Origin of the sequence: Rhizobium sp. NFR07 (assembly GCF_900111905.1) — a bacterium.
In the GTDB taxonomy this organism is placed as follows: Bacteria; Pseudomonadota; Alphaproteobacteria; order Rhizobiales; family Rhizobiaceae; genus Neorhizobium.
Map to the genome: position 1 here is coordinate 102,861 of NZ_FOKM01000002.1, position 16,172 is coordinate 119,032.

15 protein-coding genes and 1 tRNA gene are annotated in these 16,172 nt (G+C 63.1%); 8 read left to right on the plus strand and 8 right to left on the minus strand.

Annotation, left to right across the window (positions count from 1 at the left end):
* Nucleotides 1-87: 87 nt before the first annotated feature.
* Nucleotides 88-333 (plus strand): hypothetical protein, encoded by a 246-nt coding sequence (locus BM216_RS04065; RefSeq protein ID WP_092995427.1) that lies wholly within the window; start codon nucleotides 88-90, stop codon nucleotides 331-333.
* 37 nt (nucleotides 334-370) lie between these two features.
* Here BM216_RS04065 and BM216_RS04070 read toward each other — a convergent pair.
* A tRNA-Ala gene (locus BM216_RS04070) sits at nucleotides 371-446 on the minus strand.
* Between the two features lie 152 nt (nucleotides 447-598).
* Nucleotides 599-985, minus strand: coding sequence for a TIGR02300 family protein (locus BM216_RS04075; protein ID WP_092995430.1), 387 nt, complete (start codon nucleotides 983-985; stop codon nucleotides 599-601).
* Between the two features lie 218 nt (nucleotides 986-1,203).
* Here BM216_RS04075 and aroA point away from each other — a divergent pair, with 218 nt between their 5' ends.
* The 3 genes from aroA to rpsA all read left to right on the plus strand — a co-directional run bounded on the left by aroA (nucleotide 1,204) and on the right by rpsA (nucleotide 5,077).
* Nucleotides 1,204-2,568 (plus strand): 3-phosphoshikimate 1-carboxyvinyltransferase, encoded by a 1,365-nt coding sequence (gene aroA / locus BM216_RS04080; protein WP_092995433.1) that lies wholly within the window; start codon nucleotides 1,204-1,206, stop codon nucleotides 2,566-2,568.
* Complete coding sequence (gene cmk / locus BM216_RS04085; protein ID WP_092995435.1) at nucleotides 2,568-3,203, plus strand: (d)CMP kinase; 636 nt, start codon at nucleotides 2,568-2,570, stop codon at nucleotides 3,201-3,203. Before aroA ends, cmk begins: the two co-directional genes overlap by 1 nt.
* 167 nt (nucleotides 3,204-3,370) lie before the next feature.
* Nucleotides 3,371-5,077 carry a 30S ribosomal protein S1 gene (rpsA, locus tag BM216_RS04090; protein WP_092995438.1) on the plus strand — a complete coding sequence of 569 codons (1,707 nt, stop codon included), beginning with the start codon at nucleotides 3,371-3,373 and terminating at the stop codon, nucleotides 5,075-5,077.
* A gap of 110 nt (nucleotides 5,078-5,187) precedes the next feature.
* Here the strand turns inward: rpsA and BM216_RS04095 are convergent, their stop codons facing one another.
* The 3 genes from BM216_RS04095 to BM216_RS04105 form a co-directional block, all read right to left on the minus strand.
* The gene (locus tag BM216_RS04095; protein ID WP_092995441.1) at nucleotides 5,188-6,891 is read right to left on the minus strand and encodes a hypothetical protein; all 1,704 of its coding nucleotides are present in this window, start codon (nucleotides 6,889-6,891) and stop codon (nucleotides 5,188-5,190) included.
* A 198-nt stretch (nucleotides 6,892-7,089) separates the two neighbouring features.
* Entirely contained in the window at nucleotides 7,090-7,977 is an 888-nt protein-coding gene (locus BM216_RS04100; protein WP_092995444.1) for a hypothetical protein, read from the minus strand.
* A 109-nt stretch (nucleotides 7,978-8,086) separates the two neighbouring features.
* Complete coding sequence (locus tag BM216_RS04105) at nucleotides 8,087-8,710, minus strand: ribonuclease D (protein ID WP_092995447.1); 624 nt, start codon at nucleotides 8,708-8,710, stop codon at nucleotides 8,087-8,089.
* A 416-nt stretch (nucleotides 8,711-9,126) separates the two neighbouring features.
* Between BM216_RS04105 and BM216_RS04110 the strand changes: the two genes are divergently transcribed.
* From BM216_RS04110 to BM216_RS04125, 4 genes are all read left to right on the plus strand, one after another.
* Nucleotides 9,127-10,881, plus strand: a complete 1,755-nt coding sequence (locus BM216_RS04110; protein WP_092995450.1) for an alkaline phosphatase — start codon at nucleotides 9,127-9,129, stop codon at nucleotides 10,879-10,881.
* A 179-nt stretch (nucleotides 10,882-11,060) separates the two neighbouring features.
* Nucleotides 11,061-11,474 (plus strand): hypothetical protein, encoded by a 414-nt coding sequence (locus BM216_RS04115; RefSeq protein ID WP_244530095.1) that lies wholly within the window; start codon nucleotides 11,061-11,063, stop codon nucleotides 11,472-11,474.
* Nucleotides 11,475-11,478: 4 nt separating this feature from the next.
* Nucleotides 11,479-12,168 (plus strand): ABC transporter ATP-binding protein, encoded by a 690-nt coding sequence (locus BM216_RS04120; protein WP_092995453.1) that lies wholly within the window; start codon nucleotides 11,479-11,481, stop codon nucleotides 12,166-12,168.
* Nucleotides 12,165-13,547, plus strand: coding sequence for an ABC transporter permease (locus tag BM216_RS04125; RefSeq protein ID WP_092995456.1), 1,383 nt, complete (start codon nucleotides 12,165-12,167; stop codon nucleotides 13,545-13,547). Before BM216_RS04120 ends, BM216_RS04125 begins: the two co-directional genes overlap by 4 nt.
* An 18-nt stretch (nucleotides 13,548-13,565) precedes the next feature.
* Here the strand turns inward: BM216_RS04125 and BM216_RS04130 are convergent, their stop codons facing one another.
* The 3 genes from BM216_RS04130 to exbD all read right to left on the minus strand — a co-directional run bounded on the left by BM216_RS04130 (nucleotide 13,566) and on the right by exbD (nucleotide 16,172).
* On the minus strand, nucleotides 13,566-14,561 hold the full coding sequence (locus tag BM216_RS04130; protein ID WP_092995459.1) for an Ldh family oxidoreductase: 996 nt from the start codon (nucleotides 14,559-14,561) through the stop codon (nucleotides 13,566-13,568).
* A gap of 190 nt (nucleotides 14,562-14,751) precedes the next feature.
* Nucleotides 14,752-15,672 carry an energy transducer TonB family protein gene (locus BM216_RS04135; RefSeq protein ID WP_092995462.1) on the minus strand — a complete coding sequence of 307 codons (921 nt, stop codon included), beginning with the start codon at nucleotides 15,670-15,672 and terminating at the stop codon, nucleotides 14,752-14,754.
* Complete coding sequence (gene exbD / locus BM216_RS04140) at nucleotides 15,669-16,172, minus strand: TonB system transport protein ExbD (RefSeq protein ID WP_092995465.1); 504 nt, start codon at nucleotides 16,170-16,172, stop codon at nucleotides 15,669-15,671. Before exbD ends, BM216_RS04135 begins: the two co-directional genes overlap by 4 nt.

Sequence of the window (16,172 nt, forward strand, 5' to 3'; positions counted from 1 at the left end):
GCGCCGTTCACCGCTTCGTGTCGAGCTGTCCGTCCCGGTCACAGAACCTCATCGCTTCATCTGCGTTGTGTGTGCAGAGGAAGCATCATGGTTATAACAATCGTACTGATTTCGGCGGTCGCACTTGTCGCGGTCACTTTCGGCGCAATCATCCACCAGAAGGCGCTGGCCTATCAGGCCTACCGCTGTGACGAGGACGCGCTGGGTGAAATCCCGCTCCGTCCCGCAGCACGGGCAAGGCAGGCTTCGCCGCGCCAGTCCACGCATCTCAGAAATGCGGCAATCGCCCGCCGCAAGGCCGCGCAGGCATGCGGACATCATGCATATCAGTGATGCGGGCGAGATAATCTGATTTTCATTGAAGAAGGTTTGGTGGAGCTAAGCGGGATCGAACCGCTGACCTCCTGCGTGCAAGGCAGGCGCTCTCCCAGCTGAGCTATAGCCCCATCGGGTGGTCCGGTATTTCCGGTCCTGGGAAACTCCGAAGCGATGTTCGCGTCGGGGTGGCGGCTTATTACTTCCGGTTTTTTCGAAGTGCAAGCCGAAATTTCAACGCCCGGCAATTTTTCTGAAATTGCCGGGCGTTAGTATCAGTTACTTACTGCTCGTCGTCGTCGCCGCCGACGCCGATGATGCCCGACATGTCGTCGTCATCGTCTTCTTCTTCCTCGAGGAAGGTATCGTCGTCATCGTCGCCCATGTCGACGTCATCGTCGTCGCCCATGTCCGGGATGTCGTCGCCATTGCCCTCGGCGTCGGCATCATTCTGCGACGTGACTTCGGCTTCCTGGTTCTCGCTGTCGACTTCTTCGACTTCTTCTTCCGCGGCCTGCTCCATCTTTACGGCGGCGCTGTGCTCTTCGAAGAACGACATCGGCCAGGACTTGCCGCTATAGGGAGAGACGACCGGGTCACGGTTCAGGTCGTAGAACTTCTTTCCGGTATCCGGGTCGGTACGCTTTGTTCCGAGTTCCGCTTTTGCCACTGTTAAGCCTCATGAGCCTGCCGATCAGATCGGCGCGCCGCGGTTGCGGCGATGGATGAAAGGGTGAAAAATCTAAGCCGGTCCCCATAAGGCCAACGGCCCTTGATGTCAAAGCCAAACTTTCCTTGCTCTTCAAGGCAACAAGCGGATGACCACCCAATGGCTTTGTGCTAACCACGGCGCCACATTCGAGACAGCTCAGAAAGTAAGGATAGGCCATGTCGCATGGTATCGCGTTGAAGCCGGCGAGATCGACACGATCGGAAGCATTGAACGGGACGATCAAGATCCCCGGTGACAAGTCTATCTCGCACCGATCCTTCATGTTCGGCGGCCTCGCCTCGGGAGAGACCCGCATCACCGGCCTGCTGGAAGGCGAAGACGTCATCAATACCGGCAGGGCGATGCGCGCCATGGGCGCGACCATCGAAAAGGTCGGTGCGGAATGGGTGATCCAGGGCACCGGCAACGGTGCGCTGCTTGCGCCCCAGGCTCCGCTCGATTTCGGCAATGCCGGCACCGGTTGCCGCCTGACCATGGGTCTGGTCGGCGTCTACGACTTCGACAGCACCTTCATCGGCGACGCCTCGCTCACCAAGCGCCCTATGGGCCGCGTCCTCAACCCGCTGCGGGAAATGGGCGTCCAGGTGACGTCGACCGAAGGCGACCGCCTGCCGGTCACCCTGCGCGGACCCAAAACACCGAACCCGATCACCTACCGCGTCCCGATGGCGTCGGCCCAGGTCAAGTCCGCCGTGCTTCTCGCTGGTCTCAACACGCCCGGCATCACCACCGTCATCGAGCCGGTCATGACCCGCGACCATACGGAAAAGATGCTGCAGGGCTTCGGCGCCGACCTCTCCGTCGACACCGATGCCGAGGGCGTTCGCACTATCCGGCTCGTCGGTCGCGGCCAGCTGAAGGGCCAGGTCATCGACGTGCCTGGTGACCCGTCGTCGACGGCATTCCCGCTGGTGGCCGCCCTCCTGGTTCCGGGCTCTGACGTCACCATCCTCAACGTGCTGATGAACCCGACCCGCACCGGCCTTATCCTGACGCTGCAGGAAATGGGCGCCGATATCGAGATCCTCAACCCGCGCCTGGCCGGCGGCGAGGATGTCGCAGACCTGCGCATCCGCGCGTCCGAACTAAAGGGTGTGACGGTTCCGGCCGATCGCGCACCGTCGATGATCGACGAATATCCGGTTCTCGCCGTCGCGGCTGCCTATGCGACCGGCAGCACGACGATGCTCGGCCTGGAGGAGCTGCGGGTCAAGGAATCCGACCGGCTTTCGGCCGTTGCAGAAGGCCTGAAGCTCAACGGCGTCGATTGCGACGAAGGCAAGGAGACGCTGGTCGTGCGCGGCCGTCCGGACGGCAAGGGCTACGGCAATGCGGCAGGGGCCGCGGTCGTCACCCATCTCGACCACCGCATCGCCATGAGCTTCCTCGTGCTGGGCCTTGTCTCCGAACATGCGGTGACGGTCGACGATGCGTCGATCATCGCGACGAGCTTCCCGGAATTCATGGATCTCATGACCGGCCTCGGCGCCAGGATCGACCTGGTCGAAGAGGCGGCCTGATGGGCTTCATCATTGCCATCGATGGACCGGCCGCGGCCGGCAAGGGAACGCTGTCTCGCCAGATTGCCGAGGAATACGGTTTCCACCACCTCGACACCGGCCTGACCTATCGCGCGACGGCCAAGGCGCTGCTCGATGCCGGCCTCGCCCTTGATGACGAGGCTGTCGCCGGCAAGATAGCGCGTGAGGTTGAGCTTGCAGGTCTCGATCGCGATATTCTCTCTGCCCATGCGATCGGCGAGGCGGCGTCGAAGATCGCCGTGATGCCGAAGGTCAGGCGTGCGCTCGTCGAGGCCCAGCAGGCCTTTTCGAAAAGGGAGCCGGGCACGGTTCTCGACGGCCGCGATATCGGCACCGTCGTCTGCCCGGATGCGCCGGTAAAGCTCTATGTCACGGCCTCGCCTGAAGTGCGCGCCAGGCGTCGCCATGACGAAATCATCGGCAAGGGCGGCGAGGCGAGCTATGACGAGATTTTCGCCGACGTGAAGAAGCGCGATGCCCGCGACATGGGCCGCGCCGACAGCCCTTTGAAGCCCGCCGAAGACGCGCACTTGCTTGATACGTCGGAAATGAGTATAGAGGCGGCGTTTCAGGCAGCGAAGTCGTTCATCGACGCCGCCCTGAAGAAAAATTGACGGCCTGCCGGTTATCCGGCGTTTCGTTGTCTATACCCGCAGTTCGATCCCAGCGTCGGATGCCTCCCACGGAACAGCCGTAGAGAGAGGCGGACTTGGACTTCGGGCGTGTTTAACACGAACCACCGACGCATCCGTGTCCTTGTTGGACACGATCAGGAGATTCCATGGCAGTAACTAACCCCACGCGGGAGGACTTCGCAGCCCTCCTCGAAGAATCCTTCGCTTCCAACGATCTGGCCGAAGGCTACGTTACCAAAGGTCTGGTAACGGCGATCGAAAAGGACATGGCAGTTGTCGACGTCGGCCTCAAGGTCGAAGGTCGCATCGCGCTGAAGGAATTCGGCGCCAAGGGCAAGGACGGCTCGCTGAAGGTCGGCGACGAAGTCGAAGTTTACGTCGAGCGCATCGAAAACGCTCTCGGCGAAGCAGTTCTGTCGCGCGAGAAGGCTCGCCGCGAAGAGAGCTGGGTCAAGCTCGAAGCCAAGTTCGAAGCTGGCGAGCGCGTTGAAGGCATCATCTTCAACCAGGTCAAGGGTGGCTTCACCGTCGATCTCGACGGCGCCGTTGCCTTCCTGCCGCGTTCGCAGGTCGACATCCGTCCGATCCGCGACGTCACCCCGCTCATGCACAACCCGCAGCCCTTCGAAATCCTCAAGATGGACAAGCGTCGCGGCAACATCGTTGTTTCGCGCCGTACGGTTCTCGAAGAGTCCCGTGCCGAGCAGCGTTCTGAAATCGTTCAGAACCTCGAAGAAGGCCAGGTTGTTGACGGCGTCGTCAAGAACATCACCGATTACGGTGCGTTCGTTGACCTCGGCGGCATCGACGGCCTGCTGCACGTGACCGACATGGCATGGCGCCGCGTCAACCATCCGTCGGAAATCCTGTCCATTGGCCAGTCGGTCAAGGTTCAGATCATCCGCATCAACCAGGAAACCCACCGCATCTCGCTCGGCATGAAGCAGCTCGAGTCGGATCCGTGGGATGGCATCGCGGCCAAGTACCCGATCGGCAAGAAGATCTCCGGTACCGTCACGAACATCACCGACTACGGTGCATTCGTAGAGCTGGAGCCGGGCATCGAAGGCCTGATCCACATCTCCGAAATGTCCTGGACCAAGAAGAACGTACATCCCGGCAAGATCCTGTCCACGAGCCAGGAAGTCGACGTTGTCGTTCTCGAAGTCGATCCGTCCAAGCGCCGCATCTCGCTCGGTCTCAAGCAGACCCTCGAGAACCCGTGGCAGGCATTCGCCTTCTCGCATCCGGCCGGCACTGAAGTCGAAGGCGAAGTCAAGAACAAGACCGAGTTCGGTCTGTTCATCGGCCTCGAAGGCGACGTTGACGGCATGGTTCACCTTTCCGATCTGGATTGGAACCGTCCGGGCGAACAGGTCATCGAAGAGTTCAACAAGGGCGACGTCGTCAAGGCAGTCGTTCTGGATGTTGACGTCGAGAAGGAGCGTATCTCGCTCGGCATCAAGCAGCTCGGCAAGGATGCCGTTGGTGATGCGGCCGCTTCCGGCGACCTGCGCAAGAACGCTGTCGTCTCGGCTGAAGTCATCGCCGTCAACGACGGTGGCATCGAAGTGAAGCTCGTCAACCACGAAGACCTCACCTCGTTCATCCGCCGCGCAGACCTCGCTCGCGATCGTGACGATCAGCGTCCGGAGCGTTTCTCGGTCGGTCAGACCCTCGATGCCCGCGTCGTCAACTTCTCCAAGAAGGACCGCAAGGTCATGCTGTCGATCAAGGCTCTCGAGATCGCAGAAGAGAAGGAAGCCGTTGCTCAATTCGGTTCGTCCGACTCTGGCGCATCGCTCGGCGACATCCTCGGCGCAGCTCTGAAGAACCGCGGCAACAACGAGTAATCGTTATTGCACTGAAATGAAAAAGCCGCCGGATCGAAAGGTCCGGCGGCTTTTTTCATGCCTGTCTTGATGGAAGTGCAGCCGCGGCCGACCTGGCCCGATGCGGCGCGTCAGCTCCAGCCCGCCATTCGCCAGTAGAGATCGTTGGGCCGGCCCTCGTCCTCGTCGGGTCGTGCTTCACCGGCACTTTCCGGCCTGTCTTCCCGGCTCTCGCCGTCCCGTGCCGCTTCTTCCTCGTTCTCGTCGCCTTGCTCGCCCCTGTGGAAGCCGTGATCCTGCGCCGGAGCTTCATCCTCCTCGTCGCCGATCTCCGCGATTGCACGCGCCTTGCGCTCCTCGCGTTCGGGCTCCTGCTCCGCCGGCGGATAGGCAACGTAAGGCCACGGCACGCCTTCGCGGGTTGCCTGTGGCAAGCTGCCGGCAAGCATTGCCATCTGTCTGTCCAGCGGCTCGCTGCCATCGGACTGTGCTTTTGCCGTACCCTCAGAAGGTGGCGGCACGGTCGGTTTGTCGGCGGTGGAGGTATCGGTCGTCCCGGCGCCGCGCGCAGTGCCCGCTGCCTGCCTGGCCGCGCCGTCGGCGGCAACGGGCTCGTCCTGGCCCGCGGGCTGCGCGGTCGGGACAGCGGAGGGGTGTTCCGAAAGCCGGGCCGCCGCACCGGTCTGGGGCGTTGCTTCACCCGCAGCGACAAGGCCGGTCATCCAGCTCGCCAGTTCGGCGAGCATCAGCCTTGCATTCGAGAGGCCGGCACGCCCGTCGATCGATGGCGCACGCATCCCGGTCTCGGCAACGCGCGGGCCTTTCGCGCGGTTTTCGTCACCTCTCGATGTGGTCGCAGCCTCGTCGCGAGCGCGCGTGGCGGGTGCCGCACCCGTATCGCCGTCGATTGCCGCTGTATCGGGACCTGAGGGAGAATTCGGCATTGCTCCCGTACCGGCAACCTGTCCGGGCATGATCTGTACAGCCTGGCCGCGTGCGGTGCCGTTCGCTGCCGGGTTCGCGGTCGGAGAACCTGGTTGGGCCGGACGCTCAAGACGGTTGTCCTGCCTGTCCGCCGGATCTCTTCCATCTCCGGTGTTCTGCGTGGACTGCTGGCCGTCGGCGCGAGGCGGTGTGCTCTCCGGGGTGTCCTGCGGCAAAACCTGCTGCGATGGCGGCGAGAGAGGTGCTGCTTGCGACGGAGCTGTCGAAGCCGCTGGCGCGGCGCCCGCAGCCGTTGCCGCACCCTGGGCTCCGGCCGACGCGCCTGCCGGCGTGCCGCCTTGGGCTGCGGGCGCCGGTCGCGAGGCGTTGCCGTTGGCAGCCTGGTCGGCGCTGCCGTTCTGCCGATAGGAGCTGACGACGGCCTTCGCCGCCAGGTCACGCTCGCTGGCGCTTGCCGTCTCGATATAGGCAGCCAGCCGTGCCGCATCGGGGCCGGCCGGATCGTTGAGGATTTCGGCGAGGAGCCGCAGGGTCACGCCCTTGACGATCTGGTTGAGTAGACGCTCGATCGACATGCGTTCGGCAGGGTTGAGCGCCCGCACGGCTTCGGAAAGGCGGGTCGCATAGTCGACCAGCGCTTCGTTTTCGCCGCGCGGGATGTTGAGGACCTTGCCGATCGTCTCGGCGAAGATCGAAAAGCTCTGGGCGAGCTTCAGCTGGGCGGAAAGCGACAATGCATCCATGCGCCCGCTGGAGATCGGTGCCGCCACATCGCTGTCGGCCGTCCAGGCGGTTGTGGGGGCAGCAAGGCTCAGGCGTGCGGCGGCAGCCGGCGCGAGGCTCTGGAAATCGGAATTCGAACTCAACGCGGCACGAACAGGTGGCAGCATCGCATGCTCCATCAGTTGTCTGCGACGGTGGGGACAGTTCGGCCATTCGTGCAGCGCGACAAAGGCACTGCGGCTGCAACGCCTCATGGCGCATTCTTGCCGATTGACAGCAGAGGTTACGGCCGAATGGTTAACGCACCGCTAATCCGGCGCGGAGTGGTCGTGGCGCAAGCGGTGCAAACGGCAGAGTTGCAGGAGTTACGCGGCCTTCTTGCGCAGTTCGTAGAGCCCGATCTCGTCGGTAACGACAGGCAGAATGCCGTCATTGCCCTCTTCGCCTGCATCCTCGGCCTTTTCGGCATCTGCCGCGAGAATGGCCAGCGATGTGGAGGCTTCGACGCTTTCGGCGCCATCATCGGTGGGGTTCGCGGCGAGTTCGTCGTTCTTCTCTTCGACGGCATCCTGGTTTTCCTGGACGTCTTCGAGCTTCTGCCCGGCTTCCGCGGCCTGGATGTTTTCCAGCCGCTCGGCGCGCGTCCCGGCATCTTCCACGCGCGTCGGGTCATATCCCTGCGGACCGAGCTTCAGCTCATCGAGCGACTTCGGATCGGCGGTATCTTCCATTCGCTGGACGACCCGCTCGACTTCGGTACCGAGTTTGCCGCCATTGGCTTTCTTGATCAGGGCTTCGCTCAGCCGCTCGTTGTCGTCGCCATAGGGGTTCTTGATGGCGTTGAGCAGGGTGTCCATCGAAATGCCGAGGTCGGCGAAGCCGATCTTCTCGGACAATGCGCGGACATCGTTCGGAGCCATGCCCTTCAGTGCTTCTTCCAGCGCACGGCCGAGCTTGTAGGAAGAGCGGGCTTCATCGGTATCAAGCCCGAGTTCGTCCGCCAGCCTTTCGACGAGATCCATCTTCAAGGCGGCAGGATCGGCATTTCCCGTTCCAAAAAGAGCGGTGGCGATCTTCTCGCGGGCGCGTTTGGCATCCTCGCTGGCGCTGAGGCGTGCCTCGGTCAGCTTGTCGCGTTCCTTGCCGGTGCGCTGTTCCTCGTCCTGCCTGCGCTGCTCCTCCATGCCGTCGAGCATCGACTGCATCGTGTTGGTCGCGGTAAGTCCATAGCTTTGCTGGGTAGGAAGCAGCATGGTGAGGTCCGGTCTTCTAGGTGTTTTTCTCCGCATGCAACGTAAGGTTTCACTGGTTAATGAAACCTTGACGAGGCATTGGAACTTATCTCACCGGAAAACAGCTCCCTCAGCTATGGGCAAAAATGTCCGTTTCCTCCCAACCGAGCAGGTCGAGCTTTGCTCGTGTCGGCAGGAACTCAAAGCAGGCAGTGGCCAGCTCCGCCCGTCCATCCCGCATCAGGCGATAGGTGAGCTTGTCGCGTAGCGCATGCAGATGAAGCACGTCGGATGCGGCATATTCGAGCTGGGCTTGCGACAGTGTCTCGGCGGCCCAGTCCGTCTGTTGCTGCGCCTTGGAAATGTCGACCTCGAGAAGTTCGCGCAGATTGTCCTTCAATCCGTGCCGGTCCGTATAGGTGCGCACCAGGCGCGAAGCGATCTTCGTGCAGAAGACAGGGGTCGTCGTCACGCCGAACGTATGGAACAGGACGGCAATGTCGAAGCGACCGTAATGGAAGATCTTCTGGCGGGTCGGGTCGGCCAGAAGCCGCACGAGGTTCGGCGCCTGGTTCTGGCCCGCGGCAATACGGATCACGTCCGCCGTGCCGTCTCCCGGCGAAAGCTGCACGACGCATAACCGGTCCCGGCGCGGGATCAGGCCGAGCGTTTCCGTGTCGATGGCGATGGCACCCAGATAGCGCGCCGCGTTCTCCGCCGGAATGTCGCCTTCATGATAGCGTATCTCAGCCATGTCATTGTACCTGCATTGTATCGTTTAAAGGTGGCTATCATATCATCCGGGGCGAGGCGATACTTCGGCTGCTCGGTATAGGGGCAGTATCTAGATGAGCAAATGCTCAGCCTTGCGTCTAATGCATTGCTGCATTGCAGCGAACCCGCTTGGCGGCCGATAACGAGTCATCTTATAAGTCACTCATCGAACGACGCACTCCTCCTCCCAGTGTCGTTCGATAGCGGATCGACAACATCCTCCTCCTCCCAGTTGTCGATCAAGTTTAAAGCCTGGCGCATCCTCCTCCCGCGCCAGGCTTTTCGCTTTTCTGGAGGTCTTTCCCAGCATAACATGCCAATTCACGACGCAGTCACGTAAGTGTCATCTGCGATGGATAAGACAACCTCGTTCCGCCCTAGATCATGAGGTTTTCCATGCGCAAGTTTGTTGCTGCCCTGGTCGTTTCGACCGCTCTGGCAGGCGCCGCCCAGGCCGCCACCGTCTATCCTCTCGACCGCGCCACCATCCTTGCCGGCTCGCCCTTCGATTTCAAGGTCGAGTTCAAGTCCGTTGTGAAGCCGGAAGACGTGAAGATCACCGTCAATGGCCAGGATTACAAGGCAACGCTCGGCAAGGAAGTCGAGTTCGTCGCCGAAGAAAAGTCCAAGGACAAGGTTCTCGGCTCCGCCGTCATCCTGCGCGGCCTGACGATCGCCAATGCCGGCGACTACAAGATCGAAGTCACTGCCGGTTCTGAAACCAAGAGCGTGACCTGGAATGTCTACGGCACCGACGCCCAGCCGAAGGCGAAGAACGTCATCTTCCTTATTGCCGACGGCCTGTCCGTTGCTCACCGTACCGCAGCCCGCATCATGTCCAAGGGCATGACCGAGGGCAAGGCTGACGGCCGCCTCAACATGGACGATATCCCGCCGGCAGCCTTCGTCGGTACCTCCGCGACAGACGCTGTTGCGACCGATAGCGCCAACACCATGTCGGCCTACATGACCGGCCACAAGACCGCCGTGAACGCCATCGGCGTTTATGCCGACCGCACGCCGGATTCGTTCGACGATCCGAAGGTCGAAACCCTTGCCGAAGCGCTCCGCCGTCAGACGAAGAAGTCGATCGGCATCATCTCGACCGCCGAACTGCAGGACGCGACGCCTGCTGCCGTCGTGGCCCACACCCGCAAGCGCGGCGACAAGGCCGAGATTAACGGCATGCTGTTCGACGTGAAGCCCGATGTCGTCCTCGGCGGTGGCTCGGCCTACTTCCTGCCGCAGTCGACACCCGGCTCCAAGCGCAAGGACGACAAGGACTACGTCAAGATGTTCCAGGACGCCGGCTACACGCTGGCGACCAGCAAGTCGGAACTCCAGACGGCTGCCGGCACGAATACCGGCAAGATCCTCGGCCTGTTCCACACCGGCAACATGGACACGACGCTCGACCGCGAGTTCCTGAAGAAGGGCACGACGGGCAAGTTCCCCGATCAGCCGGGCCTCGTCGAAATGACCAAGGTTGCGCTCGACACCCTGTCGAAGAACCCGGACGGCTTCTTCCTCATGGTAGAAGCCGCAAACGTCGACAAGATGTCCCACCCGCTCGACTGGGACCGCGCCGTTGTCGACACGATCGAGTTCGACAAGGCGATCGGCGCTGCTCGCGAATTCGCCGCCAAGAACCCCGACACGCTGATCGTCGTCACCGGCGATCACACGCACGGCGTCTCCATCATCGGCACCGTCGATGACGAGAAGGAAGGCACCGACATGCGCGAGAAGGTCGGCACCTATGCGGAAGCCGGCTTCCCGAACTACGAAGATGCCAATGGCGACGGCTATCCGGACAAGGTCGACGTATCCCGCCGCCTGTTCCTCAATGCCAATAACGGCCCTGATCATTACGAGACCTTCCGTCCTAAGCTCGATGGTCCCTTCGTTCCGGCAATCCAGAACGAGAAGAAGGAATACGTCGCCAACGAACAGTACAAGGATGTTCCCGGCGCGGTCCTCGTCACCGGCATCATCCCGAAGAGCGCCGACAGCGGCGTCCACGCGGTCGACGATATCGTTCTCCAGGCTGCAGGCCCGGGTGCCGAAGGCTTCCGCGGCTACATGGAACAGAGCGACGTCTACAAGGCGCTTGCCGAAGCCTTCGCGCTCGGTGCCAAGCAGACGAACTAAACAGCAGATCCGGATGGGTGGGCGGATGAGCCCGCCCATCCGTGCCTTTTTGAAGACTTGAGTTGTCGCCTCTCCTGCGGGAGGATGGCAGGATACTTCCAGCAAGGAGAATGGTGATGGAAAAGCCCCGCGAGGTGCCGTTCAATCGCCGCCAGATGCTCAGCCTGTCGCTGGGTCTCATGGCCGGTCTGCCCCTGCTTTCCGTGGCGGGACGCGCGCGTGCCGAAAGCGACATCACCTTCGACGAGCTCTACGGCAAGGTCAGCGTTCTCGGGCTCGAATTCTCCGACAAGGTCAAGCAGCTCAACGGCAAGGATATCGCCATGAAGGGCTTCATGGCGCCGCCGCTGAAGGCTGAGGCTGCATTCTTCGTTTTGACCGAAATCCCCATGTCGATCTGCCCCTTCTGTTCCACGGATGCAGACTGGCCGGACAATATCGTCGTCGTCTATCTCTCTAAAAAGCAGACCTTCACTCAGCCCAGCCAGACGATCGAAGTGCGCGGCAAGCTGGAAATGGGCTCCTGGACCGATCCCGATACCGGTTTCGTCAGCCTGCTGCGCATCCGCCAGGCCGAATACGCGACGGTCTGACAGCATGCTGCCGCTGAACATCGAAAACCTAGCCGTGTCCTTTGCCGGCCTCGCGGCGCCGGTCCTCGCCATCGATAGTCTCGAGATCAGTGCAGGCAGCCATGTCGCGCTGACGGGTGGCTCCGGCTCGGGCAAGAGTACATTTCTCAACATCATCTCCGGCCTGGAGCGCATCCGCACTGGCCGCGTGCTATGGGGCCTGCAGGATCTGGCCCAGTTCTCCGAAGGTCGTCGTGACCGCTGGCGCGCCGCCAATATCGGTCTCGTCATGCAGGATTTTCATCTGTTTCCCGGCCTGTCGGCGCTCGATAATATCCTTCTGCCTGCCCGGCTCTCGCGTGTTGCAAATGCTGACCTCGTCAAGCGCGCCCATACTCTACTCGAGACCGTTGGCCTCAAGCGCCCAGAGCAGCATGTCGAGACCATGTCGCGCGGCGAGATGCAGCGCGTAGCGATTGCCCGTGCCCTGTTGCGCAGTCCCAGTGTCATCATCGCCGACGAACCGACTGCTAGCCTTGATCTCGAAAGTGGGGATGCGGTCGGCGACCTTCTGCTCTCGGTCGCGGCCGATGCCGGCTCGACCTTGATCCTCGCCACGCACGACCAGCGCCTCGTGGAACGGCTCGACCGCCGCCTGACGCTGAAGGCAGGCCGCATTGCGGCCGATACGGATGCAAGGGAGATAGCGGCATGATCGGCTTCATCCTCGCCGATCTCCGCCGGCTCTGGCTCGGCGGTGCCGTCGTCGTGCTTCTGGTGGCGCTGGCGACCGCGCTTGGCGTCGCCGTCACCCTGCAAGAGCGCGCACTTCGCCTCGGCAGCGCGCGGGCAGCGGACAAGTTCGACGTCGTGGTCGGCGCCGCCGGCAGCGAGACGCAACTTGTCCTCTCATCCGTCTTCCTCCAGGCCGCGCCTCTGCCATTGGTCGATGGTCATGTGCTGGCGAAGCTCGCAGCCGATCCACGCGTCGCCTGGGCCGCTCCCGTCGGCTTCGGCGACAGCTTTTCCGGCTATCCGATCGTCGGCACCACGACGAGTCTCATCGACAGCACGACCTCGGGCTTTATCGAAGGCAAGATGTTTGCGCTGGAAGGCGAAGCGGTTCTCGGCGCGGCCGTCAGGCTGCCTCTCGGCGCCGACATAAAGCCTATGCATGGCACTGCCGAGACCGGCGGACATACCCATGCGGATTCTGCCTACAAGGTCGTCGGCCGGCTGAAGCCCACCGGCACACCCTGGGATCGTGCCATCCTGGTGCCGATCCAGGCCGTCTGGCATGTCCACGGCCTTGGCCACGGACATGTCGAAGACGGGCATGATGCGGAGGAACACGGAAAAGACGATCACGCCCATGAAGAGGGCGGGCAGCACGTCGAAGGCGAGCCGGATCATCCGGAAACAGTCGCCGTTGCCGAGCAAAGCCAGGGTCAGCGGCATGCCTTCGCGCTCGGCACCGCCTCCGCATCCCATGTCGAGGAAGAACATCACGGCAGCATCGATCCGGATGCACCTGTCGTCGAAAGCTTCGGCGAGCACACGCCGGGCCTGCCGGCGATCCTGGTGAAACCGAAGACGATCGCCGACGCCTATCGCCTGCGCCAGGAATATCGAACCGGCAGCACGCTGGCCGTCTTTCCGGGCGAGGTGCTGACCGGCCTCTACGCCACGCTCGGCGACGCTAAGATGGTCTTGAGCGCCGTCGCTGCCGGCTCGCAGGGGCTGGTGGCGGCGGCACTGGTTCTGGTTACGGTCATCCATGTGGGACAGCGGCGCCGCCAGATCGGCGCCCTGCGTGCTTTCGGTGCACCGCGGGGATCGGTCTTCCTGATCGTCTGGCTTGAGCTGTTCCTGCTGGTCGCGTTCGGTGTCGGCATCGGCTTCCTGCTCGGCCTCGGTGCCGCCCATGTCGGCGCGCAGCTATTTACCGAAAAGAGCGGGGTCATCCTGCCGGTCGGGTTCACCCGAGAGGATCTGCGCCTCGCTTTGGTCCTGCTGGGCTTTGCCGCCGTGCTCGCCGCCGTACCGGCTCTTCTCGCCTACAGGCAGTCTCCGGCCCAGGCACTCAGGGCCTGAGCCGGAAAATCTTGCAGGTTAAGCGCTGAGCTTGTGGATCGCGGAGATCACGTTGTCCTCGATCTCGATGCCGTTGGTAAGCGCCTGAGCGCGCAGGCTGCGGCCGCGGCGGCCGGGAAGGCGCACACCCTCCTGCTTCGCCATTTCGCCGGCAAGCCCTGCCATGCGCTCCGCCGTGCCGCCGCCATTGGCCGCATCGGGATCGATGAGGATGATCGAATGGCCGAGCTCCGGCGGCGGGCCGTCCGCGTCGAACAGCGAGCTTGCCTGATAGGAAAAATTGGCGCCTGCAAGGCCGGCGGACAGCACTTCCACCATCAGCGCCAGTGCAGCCCCCTTGGCGCCGCCGGAAGGCGCCATCGTGCCCTTCATCGCAGCGTGAGCATCGGTCGTCGGGTTGCCGTCCACGTCGAAGGCCCAGTCGTCGGGAATGCTGACACCCTTCTGCGTCGCCTCCATCACCTTGCCGCGCGCCACCTTGGAGAGCGCGAGGTCGATGACGAGAGGATCGGAACCGGCAACAGGCACGGCAAAGGCGATCGGGTTGGTGCCGTAGAGCGGCACCTTGCCGCCCCAGGGCGCCATCGCCGCCGGCGCATTGGCAAACATCATGGCCACGAGGCCGAGTTCGGCAAAGCGCTCGACGGTCAGCGCCATCACGCCCGCATGGTGGGACCGGCCGATAGCCGCAAAGGCGATGCCCTGCTCGCGGGTAACGGCGGGCAGTTCGGCGATCGCGAGATCCAGCGCGGGATAGGCAAAACCATGGGCGGCATCGATGGCGAGAACGGCGGGCTTCGGCCGGGAGAGCTGCGGTACGGCCGCGCCGTCCACCTTGCCGCTGCGCACCTGTTTCACATAGGCCGGCACGCGGCGCAGGCCGTGGCCGGACTGGCCGGCGGCCTCCGACTGGACGAGGGCGCGGGCGACGGAAAGTGCGGTCGAGGGCAGGACGCGATTGTCTTCGAAGACGCTGCGGACCAGCGTCTCGGCTTCGATGAGGCTCATATACATGCGGGGAGTTTCCGGCTGGGTCAGGAGGAAGGGCGGTCCCGCAGTGTTAAAGCATTTCCAGCAGAAGTGGGAACCGGTTTTGCGTCCGGAATCGCGCTAAAACGAAAAATGGAGCGTTTCGACGGGGAGGACACTCCGGTCTTTCAAAGGTGGCGCATCCGCTTTCGGGCCGATGCGCCAGACCAGGTTCTTACTCGCACTTCACCGGCTGGCTAAGGGAGCTTGCAACACCCGCAGGCGGCGCCGGGATCGGAGACGCGCGCTTGACGGCAGATGTGACATAGCTGTCGATGGTGGGATCGCCTGAGGAGCGGGCGACCGACACGGCGCCGATATTGCCGCTGCCGTCGAAGCTGAACCGCACCGTCACGACACCTGTCGCATTGCCCGGGCAGCGCCGCGCATTGCGGGCGATTTTCGAGCGGACGCGGGTCATCCAGCGAGCGGGTGAGATATTGGCGGAGAAGGTCTGGCCGCTCGAACTCTGGCTCGCCGCATTGCGGTTGGACTGGGTCACCTGCGCCTTGGCCTGCGCTTGTTCCTGCTGCGCCTGCTGCTGCTTGCGACGCTCGACCTTTTTCACCGGCTCCTTCTTCGGCTCCGGCTTTTCGGCGACTTCAGGCGGCGGCGGTGGCCGCACGGTCGGCAGCGGCACTTCCACGTTTTCCAGCGCAGCCGTCATCTGCTGTTCGATCGGGTCCGGTTCCTCGATCGGCTCCGGCGGCGGTTCGGGTAGGGGCTCGGCAATTTCTGGTTCGGGCGGCGGCGGTGGCGGCTCTTCGGCCACTTCCGGCGGCGGCTCCACCGGTTCCGGCGTTGGTTCGGGCTGGGCCTCCTCCACCGGTTGCGTCTCTTCGCTCTCGACCTTTTCGACTTCCGTCATATCGGGAGCGACCTGGTCCGCCTCCGTGTTGACGGCTTCGGGCTCGGGCGCGAGCTCGATCATGATCGCTGCCGGCGGTGCACTGTCGGCGTCGACGATCGGCTCTTCCTGCATCAGCAGTGCCGCGGCCGCGATATGGGCGCTCAGCACCAACACGCTGGCGCCGGTCCACAGCGAGAATTCACCAAACTTCCCGGCTTTGCTGCGATAGGGCGCGGCTGGGTTCATGGAGCCGCTCCGGGGGCAGGTTGCGCCGCCGGGGCAGGTGCCGCCGGCTGTCCTGCGGCTGGGGCAGGGGCAGCAGCGCCCGGCAGGGTCTCGAGCCCGACCAGCGCGATCTTCAGGTAACCGGCGTCGCGCAGCAGGTTCATCACTTCCATGAACTGGCCGTAGTCGACGGCCTTGTCGGCGCGCAGGAAGATACGGGTATCCTTGTTGCCGCCGGTCAGCGTGGTCAGCCGTTCCGTCAGCTGCTCGCGCGCCACCTGGTCATTGCCGAGGTTGAGCGTCAGGTCTTCCTGAACCGTCAGGTAAAGCGGCTCGTCGGGACGTTCGGCAGGCTTGGCGCTGGAGGCCGGCAGGTCGACATTGACGTCCACCGTCGAAAGCGGCGCGGCGACCATGAAGATGATCAGGAGAACCAGCATGACGTCGATGAACGGCGTCACGTTGATCTCGTGGTTTTCGGGAAGTTCTTCGCCGTGATGTTCGCGAATACCGCCAGCCAT